This window comes from Enterobacter sp. R4-368 (genome assembly GCF_000410515.1).
Taxonomy (GTDB): Bacteria; Pseudomonadota; Gammaproteobacteria; order Enterobacterales; family Enterobacteriaceae; genus Kosakonia.
On the sequence record NC_021500.1, the window covers coordinates 2,784,666 to 2,801,833 of the forward strand.

11 protein-coding genes are annotated in these 17,168 nt (G+C 56.8%); all 11 read right to left on the reverse strand.

What is annotated here, in order from left to right:
- Window positions 1-4 precede the first annotated feature (4 nt).
- The 11 genes from bcsD to dppA all read right to left on the reverse strand — a co-directional run bounded on the left by bcsD (window position 5) and on the right by dppA (window position 16,478).
- Entirely contained in the window at window positions 5-484 is a 480-nt protein-coding gene (bcsD, locus tag H650_RS13110; RefSeq protein WP_020455674.1) for a cellulose biosynthesis protein BcsD, read from the reverse strand.
- Window positions 484-4,467 carry a cellulose biosynthesis protein BcsC gene (locus tag H650_RS13115; RefSeq protein ID WP_020455675.1) on the reverse strand — a complete coding sequence of 1,328 codons (3,984 nt, stop codon included), beginning with the start codon at window positions 4,465-4,467 and terminating at the stop codon, window positions 484-486. Before H650_RS13115 ends, bcsD begins: the two co-directional genes overlap by 1 nt.
- A gap of 14 nt (window positions 4,468-4,481) precedes the next feature.
- Entirely contained in the window at window positions 4,482-6,767 is a 2,286-nt protein-coding gene (gene bcsB / locus H650_RS13120; protein WP_020455676.1) for a cellulose biosynthesis cyclic di-GMP-binding regulatory protein BcsB, read from the reverse strand.
- Window positions 6,764-8,875, reverse strand: a complete 2,112-nt coding sequence (gene bcsA / locus H650_RS13125) for a UDP-forming cellulose synthase catalytic subunit (RefSeq protein WP_020455677.1) — start codon at window positions 8,873-8,875, stop codon at window positions 6,764-6,766. Before bcsA ends, bcsB begins: the two co-directional genes overlap by 4 nt.
- Window positions 8,876-8,890: 15 nt before the next feature.
- Window positions 8,891-9,694: a cellulose biosynthesis protein BcsQ gene (bcsQ, locus tag H650_RS13130; RefSeq protein WP_020455678.1), complete on the reverse strand. Its 804-nt coding sequence runs from the start codon at window positions 9,692-9,694 to the stop codon at window positions 8,891-8,893.
- Window positions 9,685-10,197, reverse strand: coding sequence for a cellulose biosynthesis protein BcsO (bcsO, locus tag H650_RS13135; protein ID WP_020455679.1), 513 nt, complete (start codon window positions 10,195-10,197; stop codon window positions 9,685-9,687). The genes bcsQ and bcsO overlap by 10 nt, the downstream gene beginning before the upstream one ends.
- A gap of 629 nt (window positions 10,198-10,826) precedes the next feature.
- On the reverse strand, window positions 10,827-11,840 hold the full coding sequence (gene dppF / locus H650_RS13140) for a dipeptide ABC transporter ATP-binding subunit DppF (protein ID WP_020455680.1): 1,014 nt from the start codon (window positions 11,838-11,840) through the stop codon (window positions 10,827-10,829).
- On the reverse strand, window positions 11,837-12,820 hold the full coding sequence (dppD, locus tag H650_RS13145; RefSeq protein ID WP_020455681.1) for a dipeptide ABC transporter ATP-binding protein: 984 nt from the start codon (window positions 12,818-12,820) through the stop codon (window positions 11,837-11,839). The genes dppF and dppD overlap by 4 nt, the downstream gene beginning before the upstream one ends.
- A 10-nt stretch (window positions 12,821-12,830) precedes the next feature.
- On the reverse strand, window positions 12,831-13,733 hold the full coding sequence (dppC, locus tag H650_RS13150) for a dipeptide ABC transporter permease DppC (RefSeq protein ID WP_020455682.1): 903 nt from the start codon (window positions 13,731-13,733) through the stop codon (window positions 12,831-12,833).
- A 9-nt stretch (window positions 13,734-13,742) separates the two neighbouring features.
- The gene (gene dppB / locus H650_RS13155; protein ID WP_020455683.1) at window positions 13,743-14,762 is read right to left on the reverse strand and encodes a dipeptide ABC transporter permease DppB; all 1,020 of its coding nucleotides are present in this window, start codon (window positions 14,760-14,762) and stop codon (window positions 13,743-13,745) included.
- Between the two features lie 108 nt (window positions 14,763-14,870).
- The gene (dppA, locus tag H650_RS13160; RefSeq protein WP_044489521.1) at window positions 14,871-16,478 is read right to left on the reverse strand and encodes a dipeptide ABC transporter periplasmic-binding protein DppA; all 1,608 of its coding nucleotides are present in this window, start codon (window positions 16,476-16,478) and stop codon (window positions 14,871-14,873) included.
- Window positions 16,479-17,168 lie beyond the last annotated feature (690 nt).

Genomic DNA, 17,168 nt, shown 5'->3' on the forward strand with positions numbered 1-17,168 from the left:
AAACTCACTGTGGGTTAGCGTAACGGAAAAGAACATCCGCCACAGAATAGAGCCTTTCGCGGGTAAACACGAGGCTCGCCTCACCGCCCTGGTTTCGCAGCCAGCGCGAATAAAGCCCTTCAAGAATGGCGCAAAACGCATAGCACCAGCGGGTCTGGTAGGCCTCTTCACGCGCCACCGGCAGCGCCTGGTGGCGAAACGCCATGCCGTGCTCAGTGGTTTCGATATCAATAAACCCCCAGTTGAACACCGCCAGTTGCGCATTAATGTTCGCTTCCAGCTCGCCGACCGTCGATGAGGCCGGAAGCGGTACACGGTCCGCTAATGCTTCGCCCATCTGGCGCAGGAACGGCAGGCTTTCCGCTTCGCCGACGTTTCGCACCATGCCGTCAATCATCACGCTCAGCAAATCAAACCAGCCCGGCGGCGTTTGCTGTTGCTGGAAATAGCCAAGCAGCAGCGTGTTAGCAGTGTTGGTTGTCATTATTTATCCCCCAGCATGTACCGGAGCCAAATCCCGGCAGTGCTTTCGTTGTAACTGCCGAAGGTGTCATAACCGACTTTTCCACCTACCGACATGTTTTTATTCACGTTGTAATCGAGCCCGGCATGGAAGTTATAGCCAATGCCATTCTGCGAACCGCCCTGGTACTGCGCCTCTTTCACAAAGCCCATATCGGCGAGCTGTTGCAACATCTTCTGCGCTTCCGGTTCTGTCGGGAAATAATTGCTCTTGTCCTGCGTGTAGGACTGGTAGCCCACCGCGCCGCCAATACTGAGTTTCCAGTTATCAATTTTCTGCGACAGATCAACCGGCAGCGACACGCTCACGTAGTTCTGCGGGCTGAAGTAACCGCCCTGGCCGTAAGTGAAGTAACTGAGGTTTTTCGAGTAGTTCATCCAGCCAACGTTCAGCCCCGTCTGTAACTGGCGGAAATCGTCGTGCCACGGACGCAGATAAACCCCGGCATTGGCGTTCACGCTGGTGTTGCTCGCCACATCTTTGCCGAGATAGCTGTATCCGCCGCCGCCAATGTAGAACCCCGCGTCGCCGTCGTCGTAGCTCAGTTGCACGCTGCCGCCGTTCTTGGTGACCTGCCCCCAGCGCTCGCCGGAGTAAGCGTCCCGCAGCCCAACGTAAGACAGCAAACTGTCGGTCACCGCGCGACGCTCGCCGGTAAGGATAAGCGTCAGGTAATTGGTCAGTTTCGGCGACCATTTCACGCCGCCGACCAGCGAGGTTAAATCCTGCCCCAGCGGCGTGCTGCCGATATCCAGCTTATAGCTGTCGCCGCTCAGCGCCATATTCAGCTCCACGCCGCTGGCGTTTTGCGAATCGGTGGAAGACTTAATCGGATCGCTATAGTTGGCCTTATAGTTTGATGCGCTCAAACTCTGCAAACGGCTCGATGACAGCAGCGAAGTGAGATTGTCGTAACCCGTTTCGGTAAACGGCGACAATTTGCTGGCATCGGCATAACCGGCGAGATCGGTAAATTTATCGCTGCCGTCGGTTGCCGTGGATTGATTGGCGTTTTTAATCGAGGCCGCAATGTTACTCACGCCATTCGCCAGCGGGTTCGCGCCATAACGCCGCCATGAATCGCCTGAAGCGCTGCCGGAACTGAGCGAAACCGGCGTCGCGGTAAATTCAAAGCGTGCATCGCCAAACGGCGAACTGGACCAGGTGAGCGGCGCTTTGGCTTCCGTCAGCTTGCTGGTGCCGTTTTCCCCGTCGCGGCCACGAATTTCCACGCCACCCTGCAACCACATGCCGGTTTTCTCGTTCATCTGCTGCATCATGTCGTCGACCTGGCGCAGTGTGCGCGTTTGCGCCGTTTCGACTGGCAGATCGGTACGCGTGGTGCCCGGCAAATTACTGCCCGGTTCGTGTGCCACCTGCGCAACTTGCCACGGCAGCGTTTGGCCATACAGCGACTGCGGCGCTGCGCTTTTACTGGTGGTGGTAAACGGATTATCCGCCAGCAACACACCGCCGATTGTCGGTGTTGCCGCGCTGTTGTTCGACTCCAGCCCCACCAGCTTACCGCGCGCGCTGCGCAGATAGGTCATCGCCTGCTGATGATTGCCTTTCGCCTCTTCCAGCCGCGCCAGCAGCAACAAGCGATCCGGTGAATTATTACTGCGCAGGCCGCTGGCTAAGGTTTGCGCCTTGTCGACGTTATTTTCCGCCAGCGCGACATCAATCGCCCCGACGCGCGCCGCCTGATCCTCGCTGTCGCGCGTCATCAGGTAGTCATACAGCACGCCCGCTTCTTTGTTCATCTTGCCGGACTGATACAAACGCCCCATCGCGAACATCAAATCCGTGTTCTGCGGGTCGTTTTGCAACGCGCGGATCAGCTTGTCATACGCGGCGGCATAATTGCCCTGCTCACGCAGTTGATCCGCTTCGTTGATTACATAACCATTCCGCACCCCGGCAAGCTGGGCTGGCGTGCTGCGCGCCTGCACGTCCGGGCGGGAAACAAAGGCCTGCGCCTCCTGGTTAAGCCCCGCCTGGTTCAGCACCGCAACCTGATCGGCATAATCGCCGATGTTGCCCTGCACGCCCTGTTTCATACTTTCACGCACCAGCGCGACGGCGGTGGTGGTATCGCCCGTCTGCGCCAGCATTCGCGCCAGTTTCCCGGCATCGACCGGGCTTTTCGGCGGTGTGGCCGCCAGCGCTTTCAGGGTATTGGATGCCGCCGTCATATTGCCCTGAGCGAGGTAGCGCTCAGCGGTCGCCATTTGCAGGTTGTAATTAACCCGCTGCGCCAGGTCGCGCATCTGGCCGTTCTGGCTGGCAGGCGAAATACGTGACAGCAGCGAACTGGCCTGTTGCCAGCCGCCATTTTCACTGGCGAACAGCGCGGCTGCATACAGTGAACTGGCTCCGGCTCGTGGATTTTGCGCGGGCAGCATCACGTTCGCGGCTTCATTTTCCTGACCCGCTTGTTGCAGCAAACGCGCCAAATCAAGGCGCAACCACGGATCATCCGGCAGACGCGCCACGCCCTGGCGCAGCACGGCAATGGCCTGCGACGTATTTCCGCTGGCTGCCAGTTGTTGCGCCTGCCGACGCAGCGGGTCGCCAGGCGTCCCCGTCACCACGCGCGGTTGCAGTTTTTCCTGCAAACTCGCCGGTAACGTGCGCAGCAGGCTTTGCGCTTCTGCCGCTTTGTTTTGATCGCGCAGCACGTAGTAGAGATTTTCCCGCGCCGGGGCATTCTGCGGCTGCTCGTTGAGGATCTCGCGCAGCGCTTGTTCCGCCTGCGGGTAATCTTTGTTCTGGCGCAGCACATCGGCGCGGAACAGCCTGGCGGCGGTGCCGCGCTCACCGCTCTGCTGCGCCAGCGGCGCGGAAAGTGCCAGCGCCTGGCTGACATTGCCCGTTTTTAACGCTTGCTGCGCCTGCGCCAGTTGACCATAAAACGCGGCGTCTTCCGCCTGCGCTTTACGTTCTGCTGAAGCCTCGCCGCCCTGGCTCGCCGCCCGGTTCAGATACTGTGCCGCCGCCTGGTAATCACCGTTGCGCTGGGCAATATAACCCATGCCCGCCAGCGCATCGGCGTCCTCCGGGTTGGTTTGCAGTACCTGCTCAAACTGGCGTTTTGCGGCATTGCTGTCGCCGCTATTCAGCGCGCTAAAGCCCGCGCCTTTCGCGCTGCCACCGACATTTTTACGGTAGTACGCCTGGATCTCGCTATCCTGCGGATGGCGCTGCAACCAGGTATCATAAAAGCGTTCATCGCCAGCCTGCGGCGCAAGCCACAGCAGCGCCTGACGCAGCCCTTCATCCGCCTCTTTATTGCCGCTGGCCATCGGCTCCAGCAGCAAAATCCCGTCGCGGCGCGTTGCTTCGCGCCAGGTCAACATCTTGCCCAGCGCCACGCGGGCGGCATTGTCCTGCGGATGCTGGGCGACGAAGCGCTGAATTTCTGCCAGCGCCTGCGGGTAGAGCGCTTTATCGCCCGCCATCGTTAAATAGTATTCCGGCGCGAGGCTCGGCGGCGGCGTGTCGCCATTGAACAGGCTGCGCCAGGTTTCCAGCGCTGCCGGAACATTGCCGCTGCGCGCCTGCTGACGGGCAAGCGTTAACTGCCCTTGCGGCACCTGCGCCAGCTGTTTTGCATTATCCAGCGCCTGCAAACCGCTATCGTCCGGCGCGGTTTTCGCCAGCCTGGCGCGCCACTGCGCGGCGGTTTGTAAATCACCATTTTGCTGCGCCCACAGCGCCATCAGGTACATCGCCTGGGTGTTGTTGGCATCGACCATTAACACCTTTTTGAGCGACTCCATCGCCAGGTCGTCGTGGGACTTTTCGTGCCAGTAGTTCGCCTGATCAAACAGTGCCTTGAGCGCCGCGTCATTTGGCGCGGCCTGTGCCATACCAGAGGTCGCCAGCGTCAGCGCGCCGGAGAGGCAAATTGTTGTCAGCCGACGGGCGGTTTTTTTAGGCATTATTGTCACCCTTTTCACTTGCTGTTCCCCGCATCCAGACGTTTACGCTCGCGTTTTTTAAGCATGCGATACACCATTCCCCCCACCAGCGACCCGACCAGCAGGCTCAGGATCGCCAGCAGCGCCGAGTGCTGGTTGGCGTACCAGACAATTTTCAGATGGGGCGGCATTTCGCCGCTGGGGAACTGTTCGCCGACGCGGAAGCTGCGCACGCCATTTTCATTGGTGATGATGGCGGCGTCACCGCGAATACCGGCGTTGATTTTTGCCGACGCCAGATCGTCATGCAGATGCGATAACTGCTCGTCGTTGCTGCCAAGCGCCAGCACCACCAGTCGGGCATCGTTCCATGGCGAGCGGAAACTGATAAAGCCGCGCCACGCTTCATTGGAAGAGAAGTAGCGATCGGCTTCCAGCCCTTCAGCCGCCCAGTCGCCCGCTATCCAGCGCTGCACTTTCTGCCAGCTGGAAGGCTCACGCACGCCCAGCGTGCTGTCGTGGGTGACAAACGGCGAATTCGCCAGCAGCGCACGGTTAAAGTCATGCTGATCCATACCGCTTACCGCCAGCACATCGCGATCCCGCAGCAGTTCCAGAAAACTGCCGCCGGTCGGCACACCGAACACCACGCGGTTGTGACCGAGCGCGGTTCCGGTGGCGTTGCCTGAGCGTGCCGCCATATCAAACAGCGTGGCGATCTGCGTTTCGCTGGGGTTAACCGGCAGCATCAGTACCGTTTCTGAGTAATCCGCCAGGCGGGTAAACGGGAAAGAAGCCCCGACGAAATAGGAAAGATTCGGCAACAGCGCAAAGTGGCGGGTGTGGCTGAGATCGATCCACGAATCGTCATCAATGCGACTTTTAATGTTGTTATTCAGCAAGGTGCTGCACGGCGCGTCCTTTTTCGGCACGATGTTGAAATAGAGCGAAAGCTGGTTGTCGCCGTAAATCATGTACGGCTCCAGCGGCATATCAAACTGCTCCTGACGCGCATCGCCACCGAGTTTGTGCCACAGCGTCTCCAGCGCCCCCTGCTTATTGACCGGCAGGTTGTGCAGGAACGTGTCGTTCAGAGTCATGCTCAGCCACGAACGTTGTTCGTCAATCCAGTTTTCCGTCGGGAATCGGTAACCGATATGCAGCGGGATGGTTTCACCGTCCCACAAGAACAGATCGGGTGCGGCGCGGAACGCCACCTGCAACGGCGGGTGCCAGATCCCGGTGGCAGTCAGGCTTTGATCTTTACGGATCAGCTCCGATAACTTCACCGGACGATCGGTTGGGATCCAGCGCGGCGCATCGTACGGTTTGCTCAACGGGATCGTCTGGGCATCGACATCCACTGCCGGGGTTTGCTGCGCAAAGTTGCCGCGTGTTAAGCGCCATGCCGCCGCGCGTAATTCGCTTTCATCTTTCCCCACCACCAGTAGCAGTTTGTAAACCGGGTTCGCCGGGTTATCGATAATTTTCAACAGCGGCTGGCTGGTTTGCGGCAGTGTTAAACCACCAATTTGCTCACCGGGGTGGCCAATCAGAATGCCGTTTTTTTCCGGCAGACGGTCATGGTAGGCCGCGAACGAAACGCCGCGATAATCGGCCTGAATCCCCAGCCACGAGGCGATCAGCGCCCCGGCGCTAATGGTATCCGGGCTCAGCTTTGACGCGAATGCTACCGCAATCGCCGCCGGTGACATCTGCATGCTGTCAAAGAAGGGGCGCGGAAAATGGCTCAGATCCGCGCCAATATCCAGTTGCTGCCCTTCCAGTTCAAAACGCGAATCCGGCAGGATAGTGACACGATATTTGTCACTCAGGTCGCGCTGACACTGCATGGCGTCGCCATCGTTAATCTTAAAGCTGAGGCTGTTACTGGAGACCATCAGCGCAGCGGGAATATCAAACTGGTAACGGGCCAGATCGCTGTCGGTCGCCGTCAGCGGCACAGTGCCGAGCGGTTGGCCGTTGAGCATCAACTGCATGGTGGCGTTACGTGCCGCCAGCGCCGGGGAGATGCGCAGGTTGAGCGCCAGCCGGGCGCTGGTCATTACCTGGTCGACCGGCAGGGTAAAATCAACGCCGCCCTGGAATTGCCCGCCGCTGAGGGTGATCCCTTGCGGCTGGCCCATCTGCGCGATGCTGACACTACTCATCACCGAAGGCACAAATGTCGGCGTGGATTGCGCTATCGTTGGCGGCGGCAGATCCAGCGGCAACAGCGATTCAACCGTCGTTTCTTCACTGTGTAACGGCGCGATAAACAGCGCGCCAAGCAGCGCAGCAAGTGCGGTTAGCCGTTTCATACGCTCTCCTCCTGCGCAACTTTTGCCGCATGCTGCGCGCGTAAACGGCGGTTTTCGCGGCGTGATTTCCACGTCAGCCAGAAGAGGTCAAAGACGCAACGCACAATGGTCAACAGGGAGCGGAACGGGTTGTCCTGCGGCTTTGGCGGGTGGATCCACGCATCGGCGCGGGAGAGCACCACGCGCACCAGTTCACGGCGGCGCGACAGCGGAATATCGTCAAACATCAGACGGATATGCTGCTCGTCGCTGGCGACGGTCTGCACCGGAATCGTGATCGCGCCGGATTGCAGCAGCAGTTCAATCGCTTCGATTTCATCATTCAGATGGCGATCGTCCGGGGCCACGATACGGCAGCCGCCCATCGACAAATCCGCCGTCTGGCTGCGCGACGTGATCCCGCTGGCGTAGTGGATAAGCACCGGGATATCGACATCAATACGGATGGTTTTGCGGGTCTGGCGGGTTTCGCGCGCAACGGCAATCGCCGCCAGCAGGAAGATCAGGCAATACAAGCCCCAGCCAACGTTCAGCACAATAACGCGCGGATCCACACCAAAGTAGTCATGCGCGCAGGCGCGGACAATCCCGGCGACCACACCCGCTGCCAGCAGCAAGGCAATGATCAAATGCGGGCGCACCACGCTGAAGTCGAAATAGCCGACATCCAGCAGCCCACCTTTGTCGGTGACGTTAAACTTGCCGCGTTTGGGAAACAGCATGGTTACCACGGTCGGCAGCGCAATGTGAAACGCCATCACCAGGTCATAAATTTCGCCCCAGAAGCTGTAACGGAAGCGGCCATTCAGCCGTGAGTTAACGTACACCGCCAGGAACAGGTGTGGCAGCGCGTAGGCAAATACCAGACTGGCCGAAGAGTGAATAATATTCAGGTTAAACAGCAGGTATGCCAGCGGCGCGGTGACAAAGGCAATGCGCGGCAATGCAAACTGGTAATAGAGCATCGCGCTCAGATAGCACAGGCGCTGCTGGATGGTCAGCCCACGGCCAAACAGCGGGTTATCGAGACGGAAAATCTGCGTCATACCGCGCGCCCAGCGGGTTCGCTGGATCACGTGCAGCACCAGACGCTCGGTCGCCAGGCCTGCGGCCAGCGGAATATCAATAAATGCCGAACCCCAGCCGAGACGCTGCATTTTCAGGGCGGTATGCGCATCTTCGGTGACCGTTTCCACGGCAAAACCGCCAATCTCTTCCAGCGCGCTACGGCGGATCACCGCGCACGAACCGCAGAAGAAGGTGGCGTTCCAGTTGTCGTTGCCGCGCTGAATCGGGCCGTAAAACAGCGCCCCTTCGTTAGGAATATTGCGTCCGACGGAGAGGTTACGCTCGAACGGATCGGGCGAATAGAAGTAGTGCGGCGTCTGCACCAGCGCCAGTTTCGGGTCTTTCAGGAAACCGCCGACCGTGGCCTGCAGGAAGATGCGCGTCGCTACGTGGTCGCAGTCAAAAACGCAGATCAGCTCGCCGTTGGTGAGCTTCATCGCATGGTTGAGGTTACCGGCTTTGGCGTGCGCGTTATCGTTGCGGGTGATGTAGCCGACACCAGCGTCGGCGGCAAACACGGCGAATTCACTGCGTTTACCATCGTCGAGCAGATAGATTTTCATCTTATCGCGCGGGTAATCCATACACTGCGCAGCCAGCACCGTATCGCGTACCACATCCAGCGGTTCGTTATAGGTCGGGATATAGACGTCGACCGTCGGCCACAGCTCCATATCATCCGGCAACTGTACGAGTTCGCGTTTCAGCGGCCAGACCGTTTGCAGGTAGCTGAGCAGCAGCATTACCCAGACATAGAGTTCCGCGAGAAACAGCCCCATCCCGAGGATGGTTTCAATTTCGGAATTAAAGTGCAGGGTTTGTGTCAGGCGAAAATAGATATAGCGCGTTGAGAGCAGCACCGACATCACCACCATGATCACCGAAATGCTGCGCTTTTTGCTCAAGCCCATTAAACAGAGAATACCGATGCTGATCAGGCCAAAAATGTACTGCTTTTGGCTGTCCATGGGCGTGATCACCACCAACAGGGCAACAGGCAGCACTGCCAGAACCAGCAAAATAGAGAGAAACTTTTTCATACGTTGCCCGAAGCGTTAGAAGCCTGACATGCGTGGTGAGTTGTGTACCGTGCCGTCACCGATTTTGACGCCCAAAATTCCGGCGACCCGTTTAGCAATCAGTTCGATATCGAACGCCGCGGCGGACGCCGGGCTGAAATCAAATACCGACTGCTGAGAAGCATTGGCTTCAGCGACGCTTTCATCGCGATGCAACACGCCAAGCAGTTGATTGCCCAGACGTTGTTCCATGAACGCAGTAACATCGCGGCTGATTTGCCGACGGTTGTCGCTCTGGTTCACCACAAAGTAGTGACCCGCTTTGCGGTTCAGCACATCGCCGGTAAGACGGTTATTTTCGATATACGGCAGCAGTGAGAGCGAGGCGGTATCGGCCAGCAGCGTGACCAAATGCACATCCGCAAGTCGCGACATCGCTTTCAGCGCCGCAGACGGCCCCGGAGGAAAGTCGGCAACGATAATCAAGCCCGGATAGTTGAGCAGCGTATTCAGGCCGCGCGTCAGAAAATGCTCGTCATTGGTTAAACGCTCATCAAAGGCAACGCGCTGCGCTTCCGTGACATCACCATACGGCAGCACGAAAATATTGCCGCCCGCGGTGAGCACAAACTGGCTCCAGTCGGAGGAATCCGCCGCGCGCGCCACATACCCACGCCCGTCCGACAGCGGTACGCCGAAATGCAAACGCAGCGCGTTTTGTACGTCAAAATCAAGCGCCAGCACTTTGCTGCCTGCGCGGGCAAGGGCGTAGGCCAGGTTTGCCGTTAGGGTCGTTTTTCCGACACCGCCTTTCGGCGAACACACACAAATCAACGGCATGAAGCGATCCTTTCTAACAACGAGTGTAAGGGCTGATTTTTTTCCGCGCGGGGCTTCTCCTCCGCCGCTTTCGCCGCGAAAAGCCGGGCATAGCTGACAGGGGCCGAAGAAGGATTCGCAGGCGATGGCAGCTGCATAACCGGTGCTACGCTTGCAGGCGCAGGCGCGTAGGCGGCGGCGTTGAACGCCGGAGCCGCTGCATCGAGCTGGCTGGCGACGTCTTTTAGCAGCGAGGTTGTTGGCGCAGGTGCAGGCACAACCTCATCCACCGTCGCAGCAAGTTGTTGCGCGGCAAACACCTCAGGATCGACGGATTGCGGGACAGGCAGTGACACATGACCGCCCATCGCCAGCATGGATTCATCCGTGGCGGGAGAAAGTTGATTAATGATTGCCCAACTGCTCTGGTCTTGTGCGAGGTTCTGTGCAGAGAGATCTTTAAAATCGTGCTTCTGATTGCGAGTCTTATCCTTAAACCTCTGCAAATCATCGTAATGACCCATAGTTATTCTCATGATTTACAAAATAAAATTGCGTCCATCACCGTCAGGATTGGTGTCCTGATAGCATCAAGTGATGGGTTTTAATTGTGGCGGTGCGGTTTTACGCGGGTACGAAGTCTTACTTCAGCGATGGTTTTCAGCCTGGTTTTTACGTGCCAAAGTTTAGTAGGGCTAAAACGCTGTTTAATTTCAGCAAATATATAAACATTGGCTATAGATGCGCCATCTTTTTTTCACGCGAAATCTATTAAAGTGTAAATGACGCGATTAAACAAAAATCACCCGGCAACATTCATACTTAAGATAAATCACTTAGTTATAATATCTTTTTAAGTGGTTAAAAAGACAAATACACTATCACCCTTTAAATTATTGTTAATTTTATATTACTATATGAAATATCTGGAAATATTTAGAGTGGTATTAAAACGGAGTATTTCCCCAACTCATTATTCCCGTTGAAATTATTTCACCACGACATTGCCGGCTATTTTTGGAAATTTCTAAATACAACAGGAATGTTTATAAGGAAAGGCCAGCAACGATAATGCCTGATGGCACCACCATCACCGGACCTACAACACTGCGTAGATCCGGTAAACGCCGGGCCACCAGGCATAACGTGGGGATTAAACGTGCGGTTTTTCGCCGTTTTCATCCTGGTCGACGGCGAAGCAAGCCACCAGTTGCCCGCGGTAGTCTTTCAACTGCGGTTGCAACTGCGTGCAAGGGCCGAAACGACGGCTGCAACGGGCGTTAAACGCGCAGCCCGGCGGCGGATTAAGCGGGCTTGGCAGCTCGCCGGTCAGTTTGATACGTTCGCGGCGCTCGTCCGGGTTCAGGCGCGGTGTTGCGGAAAGCAGCGCCTGGGTGTACGGATGTCGCGGGTTCGAGAAAATCTGCTCTTTGGTGCCTTTCTCCACGCAGCGGCCGAGATACATCACCATCACTTCATCGGCAATGTGCTCAACCACAGATAAGTCGTGCGAAATAAAGACGTAAGAGAGCCCCAAATCCTGCTGCAGATCCATCATCAGGTTCAGTACCTGCGCACGTACGGAAACATCCAGCGCGGAAACCGGTTCATCGGCGATCACCACATCCGGATCCAACATCAGACCACGGGCGATAGCGATACGCTGGCGCTGACCACCGGAGAACATATGCGGGTAACGGTCGTAATGTTCGGTTTTCAGGCCGACTTTCGCCATCATCGCCAGCGCTTTTTCCCGACGCGCCTCTTTACTGAGCGACGTGTTGATAAGTAGCGGCTCTTCGAGGATCTGCCCGACTTTTTTACGCGGGTTCAGCGAACCGTACGGGTTCTGAAAGACGATCTGGATTTTCTGCCGACGCAGCTTTTGCGCATGCGGATCATGCTTCAGCAAATCCTGCCCCTGGTAGTAAAGTTCACCGCCGGTCGGGGTTTCAATCATCGTCAGCAGGCGGCCCAGCGTGGATTTACCACAACCGGATTCGCCCACCACCGCCAGCGTTTTGCCGCGCTCAAGGGTAAACGACACGCCGTCCAGCGCTTTTACCAGGCGTTCCGGGGCAAACAGCCCCTTCTTCACCGGGTAGTGTTTTTTCAGGTCGATAGCCTGCAACAGCGGCTGTTGCGAGGTGGCCTCGTGCGTACTCATAGTGTCGGCCTCCCGGCGTCATCGAGTGGGTAGTGACATTTGGACTGACGGCCGCCATCGACGGTGTTCAGTTCCGGCTCCTGCTCGCGGCATTTGTCCGTGGCGTACGGGCAGCGCGGGTTCAGCAGGCAGCCTGTCGGGCGGTCATATTTGCCCGGCACCACGCCCGGCAACGAGGCCAGACGCGCTTTATCCTGAGCAAACTCCGGCAACGCGCGCAGCAGCGCCTGCGTGTAGGGATGACGCGGCGCGCGGAAGATATCCTTCGCTTCGCCGGTTTCCACCACCTGGCCTGCATACATCACAATGATTTTGTGCGCCGCTTCCGCCACCAGCGCCAGATCGTGCGTGATCAGGATCAGCGCCATGTTTTCCTTTTGCTGCAATTCCAGCAAAAGCTCGATGATCTGCGCCTGGATGGTCACGTCCAGCGCAGTTGTCGGTTCGTCGGCAATCAGCAGCTTCGGCTGGCAGGCAATCGCCATCGCAATCATCACGCGCTGGCTCATACCGCCGGAAAGCTGGTGCGGGTAAACGTCCAGACGCGAAGCCGGATCGGGGATGCCCACCTGGTTGAGCAGGTCAATCGCCCGCTGCCGGCGGGTTTTCTTATTCCCGCCCTGATGCACCTTAATGGCTTCCATAATCTGGAAACCGACCGTGTAGCACGGGTTCAGACTGGTCATCGGATCCTGGAAAATCATCGCCACTTCGGAGCCCACCAGGCTGCGGCGCTCTTTTTCCGAAATGCGTTTCAGATCCTGGCCGTTAAACTCCAGTTTTTCCGCCATCACGCGGCCCGGGAAATCAATCAGCCCCATAATCGCCAGCGAACTGACCGATTTACCGGAGCCGGACTCGCCCACGATGCCGACCACTTCGCCCTGGCTTACGCTATAGCTTACGCGGTCTACGGCGCGGAATTCGGAGCCAACGTCGCCGAAATGCACCGATAACTTATCTACATTTAATAACGCCATCTCGAGCCTCTTACTGCTTCAGTTTGGGGTCGAGCGCATCACGCAGGCCGTCACCCATCAGGTTAAATGCCAGCACCGTCAGCAGGATCGCAAGACCCGGGAAGGTCACGACCCACCAGGCACTTTGTGCGAACTGCAACACGTCGGAGAGCATGGTGCCCCACTCCGGCGTTGGCGGCTGCGCACCCATGCCAAGGAAGCCAAGGGCGGCCATATCGAGAATGGCGTTGGAAAAACCAAGCGACGCCTGAACAATCAGCGGCGCAAGGCAGTTAGGGAAAATATTGACGAACATCTGGCGCATCGCGCCTGCACCGGCCACGCGGGAAGCGGTGACGTAATCGCGATTCACTTCCACCAGCACCGCTGCGCGCGTCAGACGCACATAGTGCGGCAGGGCCACGAAGGTGAGCGCCAGCGAGGCGTTAACTATCGACGGGCCAAAAATAGCCACCAGCACCAACGCCAGCAGCAGGCTCGGCAGCGCCAGCATGATATCGACGATACGCATAATGATGTTGTCGATAACGCCGCCGAAATAACCGGCGACCAGACCGAGGATAATCCCGGCGATCAGCGACAACACCACCACTAAACAGCCAACCAGCAGCGACAAACGTGCGCCGAACATCAGGCGCGACAGCGTATCGCGGCCAACGTCATCGGTACCGAGGATGTGCGACCAGGTGCCGCCATCCTGCCAGACCGGCGGCGCAAGCAGCGCATCGCGGAACTGATCCGCCGGGTTGTGCGGGGCCAGGACGTTAGCGAACACGGCGATGATCAGCATGATCACCACATAAACCAGCCCGACGACCGCGCCTTTGTTGCGTTTGAAATAGTGCCAGAACTCCTGCAGCGGGGTCATCGGCACCGGTGCGGAGACAACTTTATTTTCAGTGACTTGTGACATGATGGCCCCTTACTTCTTATGCCGAATACGCGGGTTCACCACGCCGTAAAGCAGGTCGACCAGCAGGTTGACGAGGATAATCATCGTCGCGACCAGCAGTACCCCGCCCTGCACCACCGGATAGTCACGGCGTTGCAGTGCATCAATCAACCAGCGCCCCAGACCCGGCCAGGAGAAGATGGTTTCCGTCAGGATCGCGCCCGCCAGCATTGTGCCGACCTGCAAGCCGATCACCGTCACCACCGGCAGCATGGCGTTGCGCAGGGCATGAACGATGATCACGCGCATACGGGTCAGCCCCTTCGCGCGCGCGGTGCGGATATAGTCTTCGCCGAGCACTTCCAGCATCGACGAGCGCGTCATACGCACTATCACCGCTAGCGGAATAGTACCGAGCACGATGGCGGGCAGAATCATGTGCGCAACGGCATCGATGAAGTTTCCGTCCTCGCCCCAGATGGCGGTATCAATCAGCATAAAGCCGGTCAATGGATTGCTGTCGTCGAGGAACACCATATCGCTGACGCGTCCGGAAACCGGGGTCAGGTTCAGTTGTACCGAAACCAGCATAATCAGCATCATGCCCCACCAGAAGATAGGCATGGAGTAACCGGTCAGCGCGAGGCTCACGGCGGTGTGATCGAAGATGGAGCCGCGCTTCACAGCGGCCATTACGCCCACCGGAATGCCTACGGCCACCGCGAAAATCATGGCGCAGATGCCGAGTTCCAGCGTCGCTTTAAAACGCGGTACGAACTCGTCCCACACCGGAAGACGGCTTTTCAGCGAAATACCTAAGTCACCATGCAGCACGCCCCACACATAGTTGACGTATTGCTCCCACAGCGGCTTATCGAGACCAAGCTCGGCCAGCAACTGGGCGTGACGCTCAGGAGAGATACCACGCTCACCCGCCATGATCATTACCGGGTCGCCGGGGATCATATGGACAAAGGCAAAGGTGAGAAGGGTGATACCGATAAACGTTGGGATAACCAGCCCCAAACGTCGGAGAATGAACTGCAACATAACCCGGATTCTCAGTAGTGACGCTACGCCTGGCGACGGCGCGTCTGTATTGCTCACAAATGTAAATTCCCCCTCCCCAGAGGGGAGAGGGAAAAGGCACCGTGTTTATTATTCAACAGACACGTTTTCGAAGTGGTGTTTACCTAACGGATCAACCACATAGCCTTTGACTTCTTTACGCACTGGCTCGTAAACGGTGGAGTGAGCGACGATCAGCGCCGGAGCCTGGTCATGCATCACAACCTGAGCCTGTTTGTACAGTTCAACACGCTTGTTGTGGTCGTCGGTGGCGCGCGCCGGTTGAATCAGATCTTCAAACGGCTTGTAGCACCAGCGAGAGTAGTTGGAACCGTCTTTAGCCGCTGCGCAGCTGAACAGGGTCGCGAAGAAGTTATCTGGATCCCCGTTGTCGCCGGTCCAGCCCATCATTACCGCCTGGTGTTCGCCCGCTTTCGCGCGCTTCAGGTATTCACCCCACTCATAGGTAACGATTTTGGCTTGTACGCCCACTTTCGCCCAGTCAGCCTGAATCATCTCGGCCATACGGCGAGCGTTCGGGTTGTACGGACGCTGTACCGGCATTGCCCACAGCTCAACGGTAAAGCCTTTATCCTGGCCGGCTTCTTTCAGCAGCTGTTTCGCCTTCTCAGGATCGTAGGTGTAATCTTTAACGTCGTCGTTATAGCCCCACATGGTCGGCGGGATCAGGTTTTTCGCCGCAACGCCCGCGCCCTGGTAAACCGCTTTGATGATCGCTTCTTTGTTCACCGCGTAAGTCAGCGCCTGACGCACTTTCACGTCATCAAACGGTTTCTTCTCGGTGTTGAAGGACATATAACCGACGTTCAGGCCAGCCTGTTCCATCAGGTTAATGTTTTTGTCCTGCTTCATACGTGCGATGTCAGCCGGGTTCGGGTACGGCATAACCTGGCACTCGTTTTTCTGCAGTTTGGCATAACGTACTGACGCGTCAGGCGTAATGGAGAAGACCAGGCGATCGATTTTCGGCTTGGTGCCCCAGAAACCTTCAAACGCTTTGTACAGAATGCGGGAGTCTTTTTGGTATTGCAGCAGCTGGAACGGACCAGTACCGATCGGATCCAGGTCAACTTTCTCCGGGGTGCCCGCTTTCAGCATGTTGTCTGCATACTCTTTGGACAGAATGGACGCGAAGTCCATCGCCAGATCAGCCAGGAACGGTGATTCCGGGCGAGTCAGCACGAACTGAACGGTGTTGTCGTCAACTTTCTTCACTTCGCTAATCAGGTCCGGCAGCCCCATGCCTTCAAAGTATTCGTAGCTGCCGCCAGAAACTTTGTGGTACGGGTTCTGATCGTTTTTCTGACGATCGAAGGAGAAGACGACATCATCGGCGTTGAATTCACGCGTCGGTTTGAAATCTTTGTTGTCCTGCCACTTCACGCCTTTACGCAGGTGGAAAGTGTAGGTTTTGCCATCGGCGCTGATATCCCACTTCTCAGCCAGACCCGGAATCACTTCCGTGGTGCCAGTTTTGAATTCTACCAGGCGGTTATAGATTGGCACGGAGCTGGCATCGTAAGTGGTACCAGAGGTGAAAAGCTGTGGGTTAAAGCCTTCAGGCGAGCCTTCAGAACAATAAACCAGGGTTTTAGCCTGCACGCTAGCCGCGACGGTCATTGCCACCAGGCTAAGACCGAGCTTCAGCATCCCTGACTTCTTCAAGGAAATACTCATTGATTCTGCTCCAATGTGATATGTGTTGTTACCCATGCAGTGGGTATATCCGACAGCCCTTTATTAGATTTTTACCCGGTCTGGTCGGTTGTGCCCGAAGGCGTTATGAGAGATGGGGATTCCTTTCACAAGGTTGACTGAGTTGCAGTGCAGATTCTCCTTGAAATGCCCCTCACGCCCTACAATCTGTCAACAGAATGTCAAAACGTCAATACAGGTAACCGGGATTTACAACGACGGTGAGAATCGGTAAACAAAGTTAAAAAAAACTTCAGGCACCTGTTTTCAGCAGGGAAATTTGTGCTAGCGGCAAGATGCCAGAATAATGCGCTTATTAATTCTCCGTAATCAGTGATTAACATTCATGCAGATAATGAAAAAATTCTTGCGAAATGCTGAATATCTGAGCGATTAATGCCGCGAACGTTAAAACGCACAGGTGAAAATGCTGCCTCTATCCATAAGCAACGCGAAAAAAGATTCAAACATATATAAAAAAATACAATGGAATATCGCACAAAATAGTGAACTGGCAGCGGGAAATGGGGATAAGGGAGATTTCGGCAAATTTGCCGCTTTGCATTCTGCCAGGTATTACTGCGTTAAGCAGGCTTATACATCGCCGTGGCGAAACCGCACGTTGGCACAGGAGGAGGAGTTTCGTTCATCAGGCGTTATGCAGACACATCA

Excerpts from the sequence above, each read along its gene's own strand:
- bcsQ (WP_020455678.1), bottom strand. The coding sequence starts at position 9,694 with ATGCCGTTGATTTGTGTGTGTTCGCCGAAAGGCGGTGTCGGAAAAACG.
- dppB (WP_020455683.1), bottom strand. The coding sequence starts at position 14,762 with ATGTTGCAGTTCATTCTCCGACGTTTGGGGCTGGTTATCCCAACGTTT.
- bcsD (WP_020455674.1), bottom strand. The coding sequence starts at position 484 with ATGACAACCAACACTGCTAACACGCTGCTGCTTGGCTATTTCCAGCAA.
- H650_RS13115 (WP_020455675.1), bottom strand. The coding sequence starts at position 4,467 with ATGCCTAAAAAAACCGCCCGTCGGCTGACAACAATTTGCCTCTCCGGC.
- bcsO (WP_020455679.1), bottom strand. The coding sequence starts at position 10,197 with ATGGGTCATTACGATGATTTGCAGAGGTTTAAGGATAAGACTCGCAAT.
- dppF (WP_020455680.1), bottom strand. The coding sequence starts at position 11,840 with ATGAGTACGCACGAGGCCACCTCGCAACAGCCGCTGTTGCAGGCTATC.
- bcsA (WP_020455677.1), bottom strand. The coding sequence starts at position 8,875 with ATGAAAAAGTTTCTCTCTATTTTGCTGGTTCTGGCAGTGCTGCCTGTT.
- dppD (WP_020455681.1), bottom strand. The coding sequence starts at position 12,820 with ATGGCGTTATTAAATGTAGATAAGTTATCGGTGCATTTCGGCGACGTT.
- dppC (WP_020455682.1), bottom strand. The coding sequence starts at position 13,733 with ATGTCACAAGTCACTGAAAATAAAGTTGTCTCCGCACCGGTGCCGATG.
- bcsB (WP_020455676.1), bottom strand. The coding sequence starts at position 6,767 with ATGAAACGGCTAACCGCACTTGCTGCGCTGCTTGGCGCGCTGTTTATC.
- dppA (WP_044489521.1), bottom strand. The coding sequence starts at position 16,478 with ATGAGTATTTCCTTGAAGAAGTCAGGGATGCTGAAGCTCGGTCTTAGC.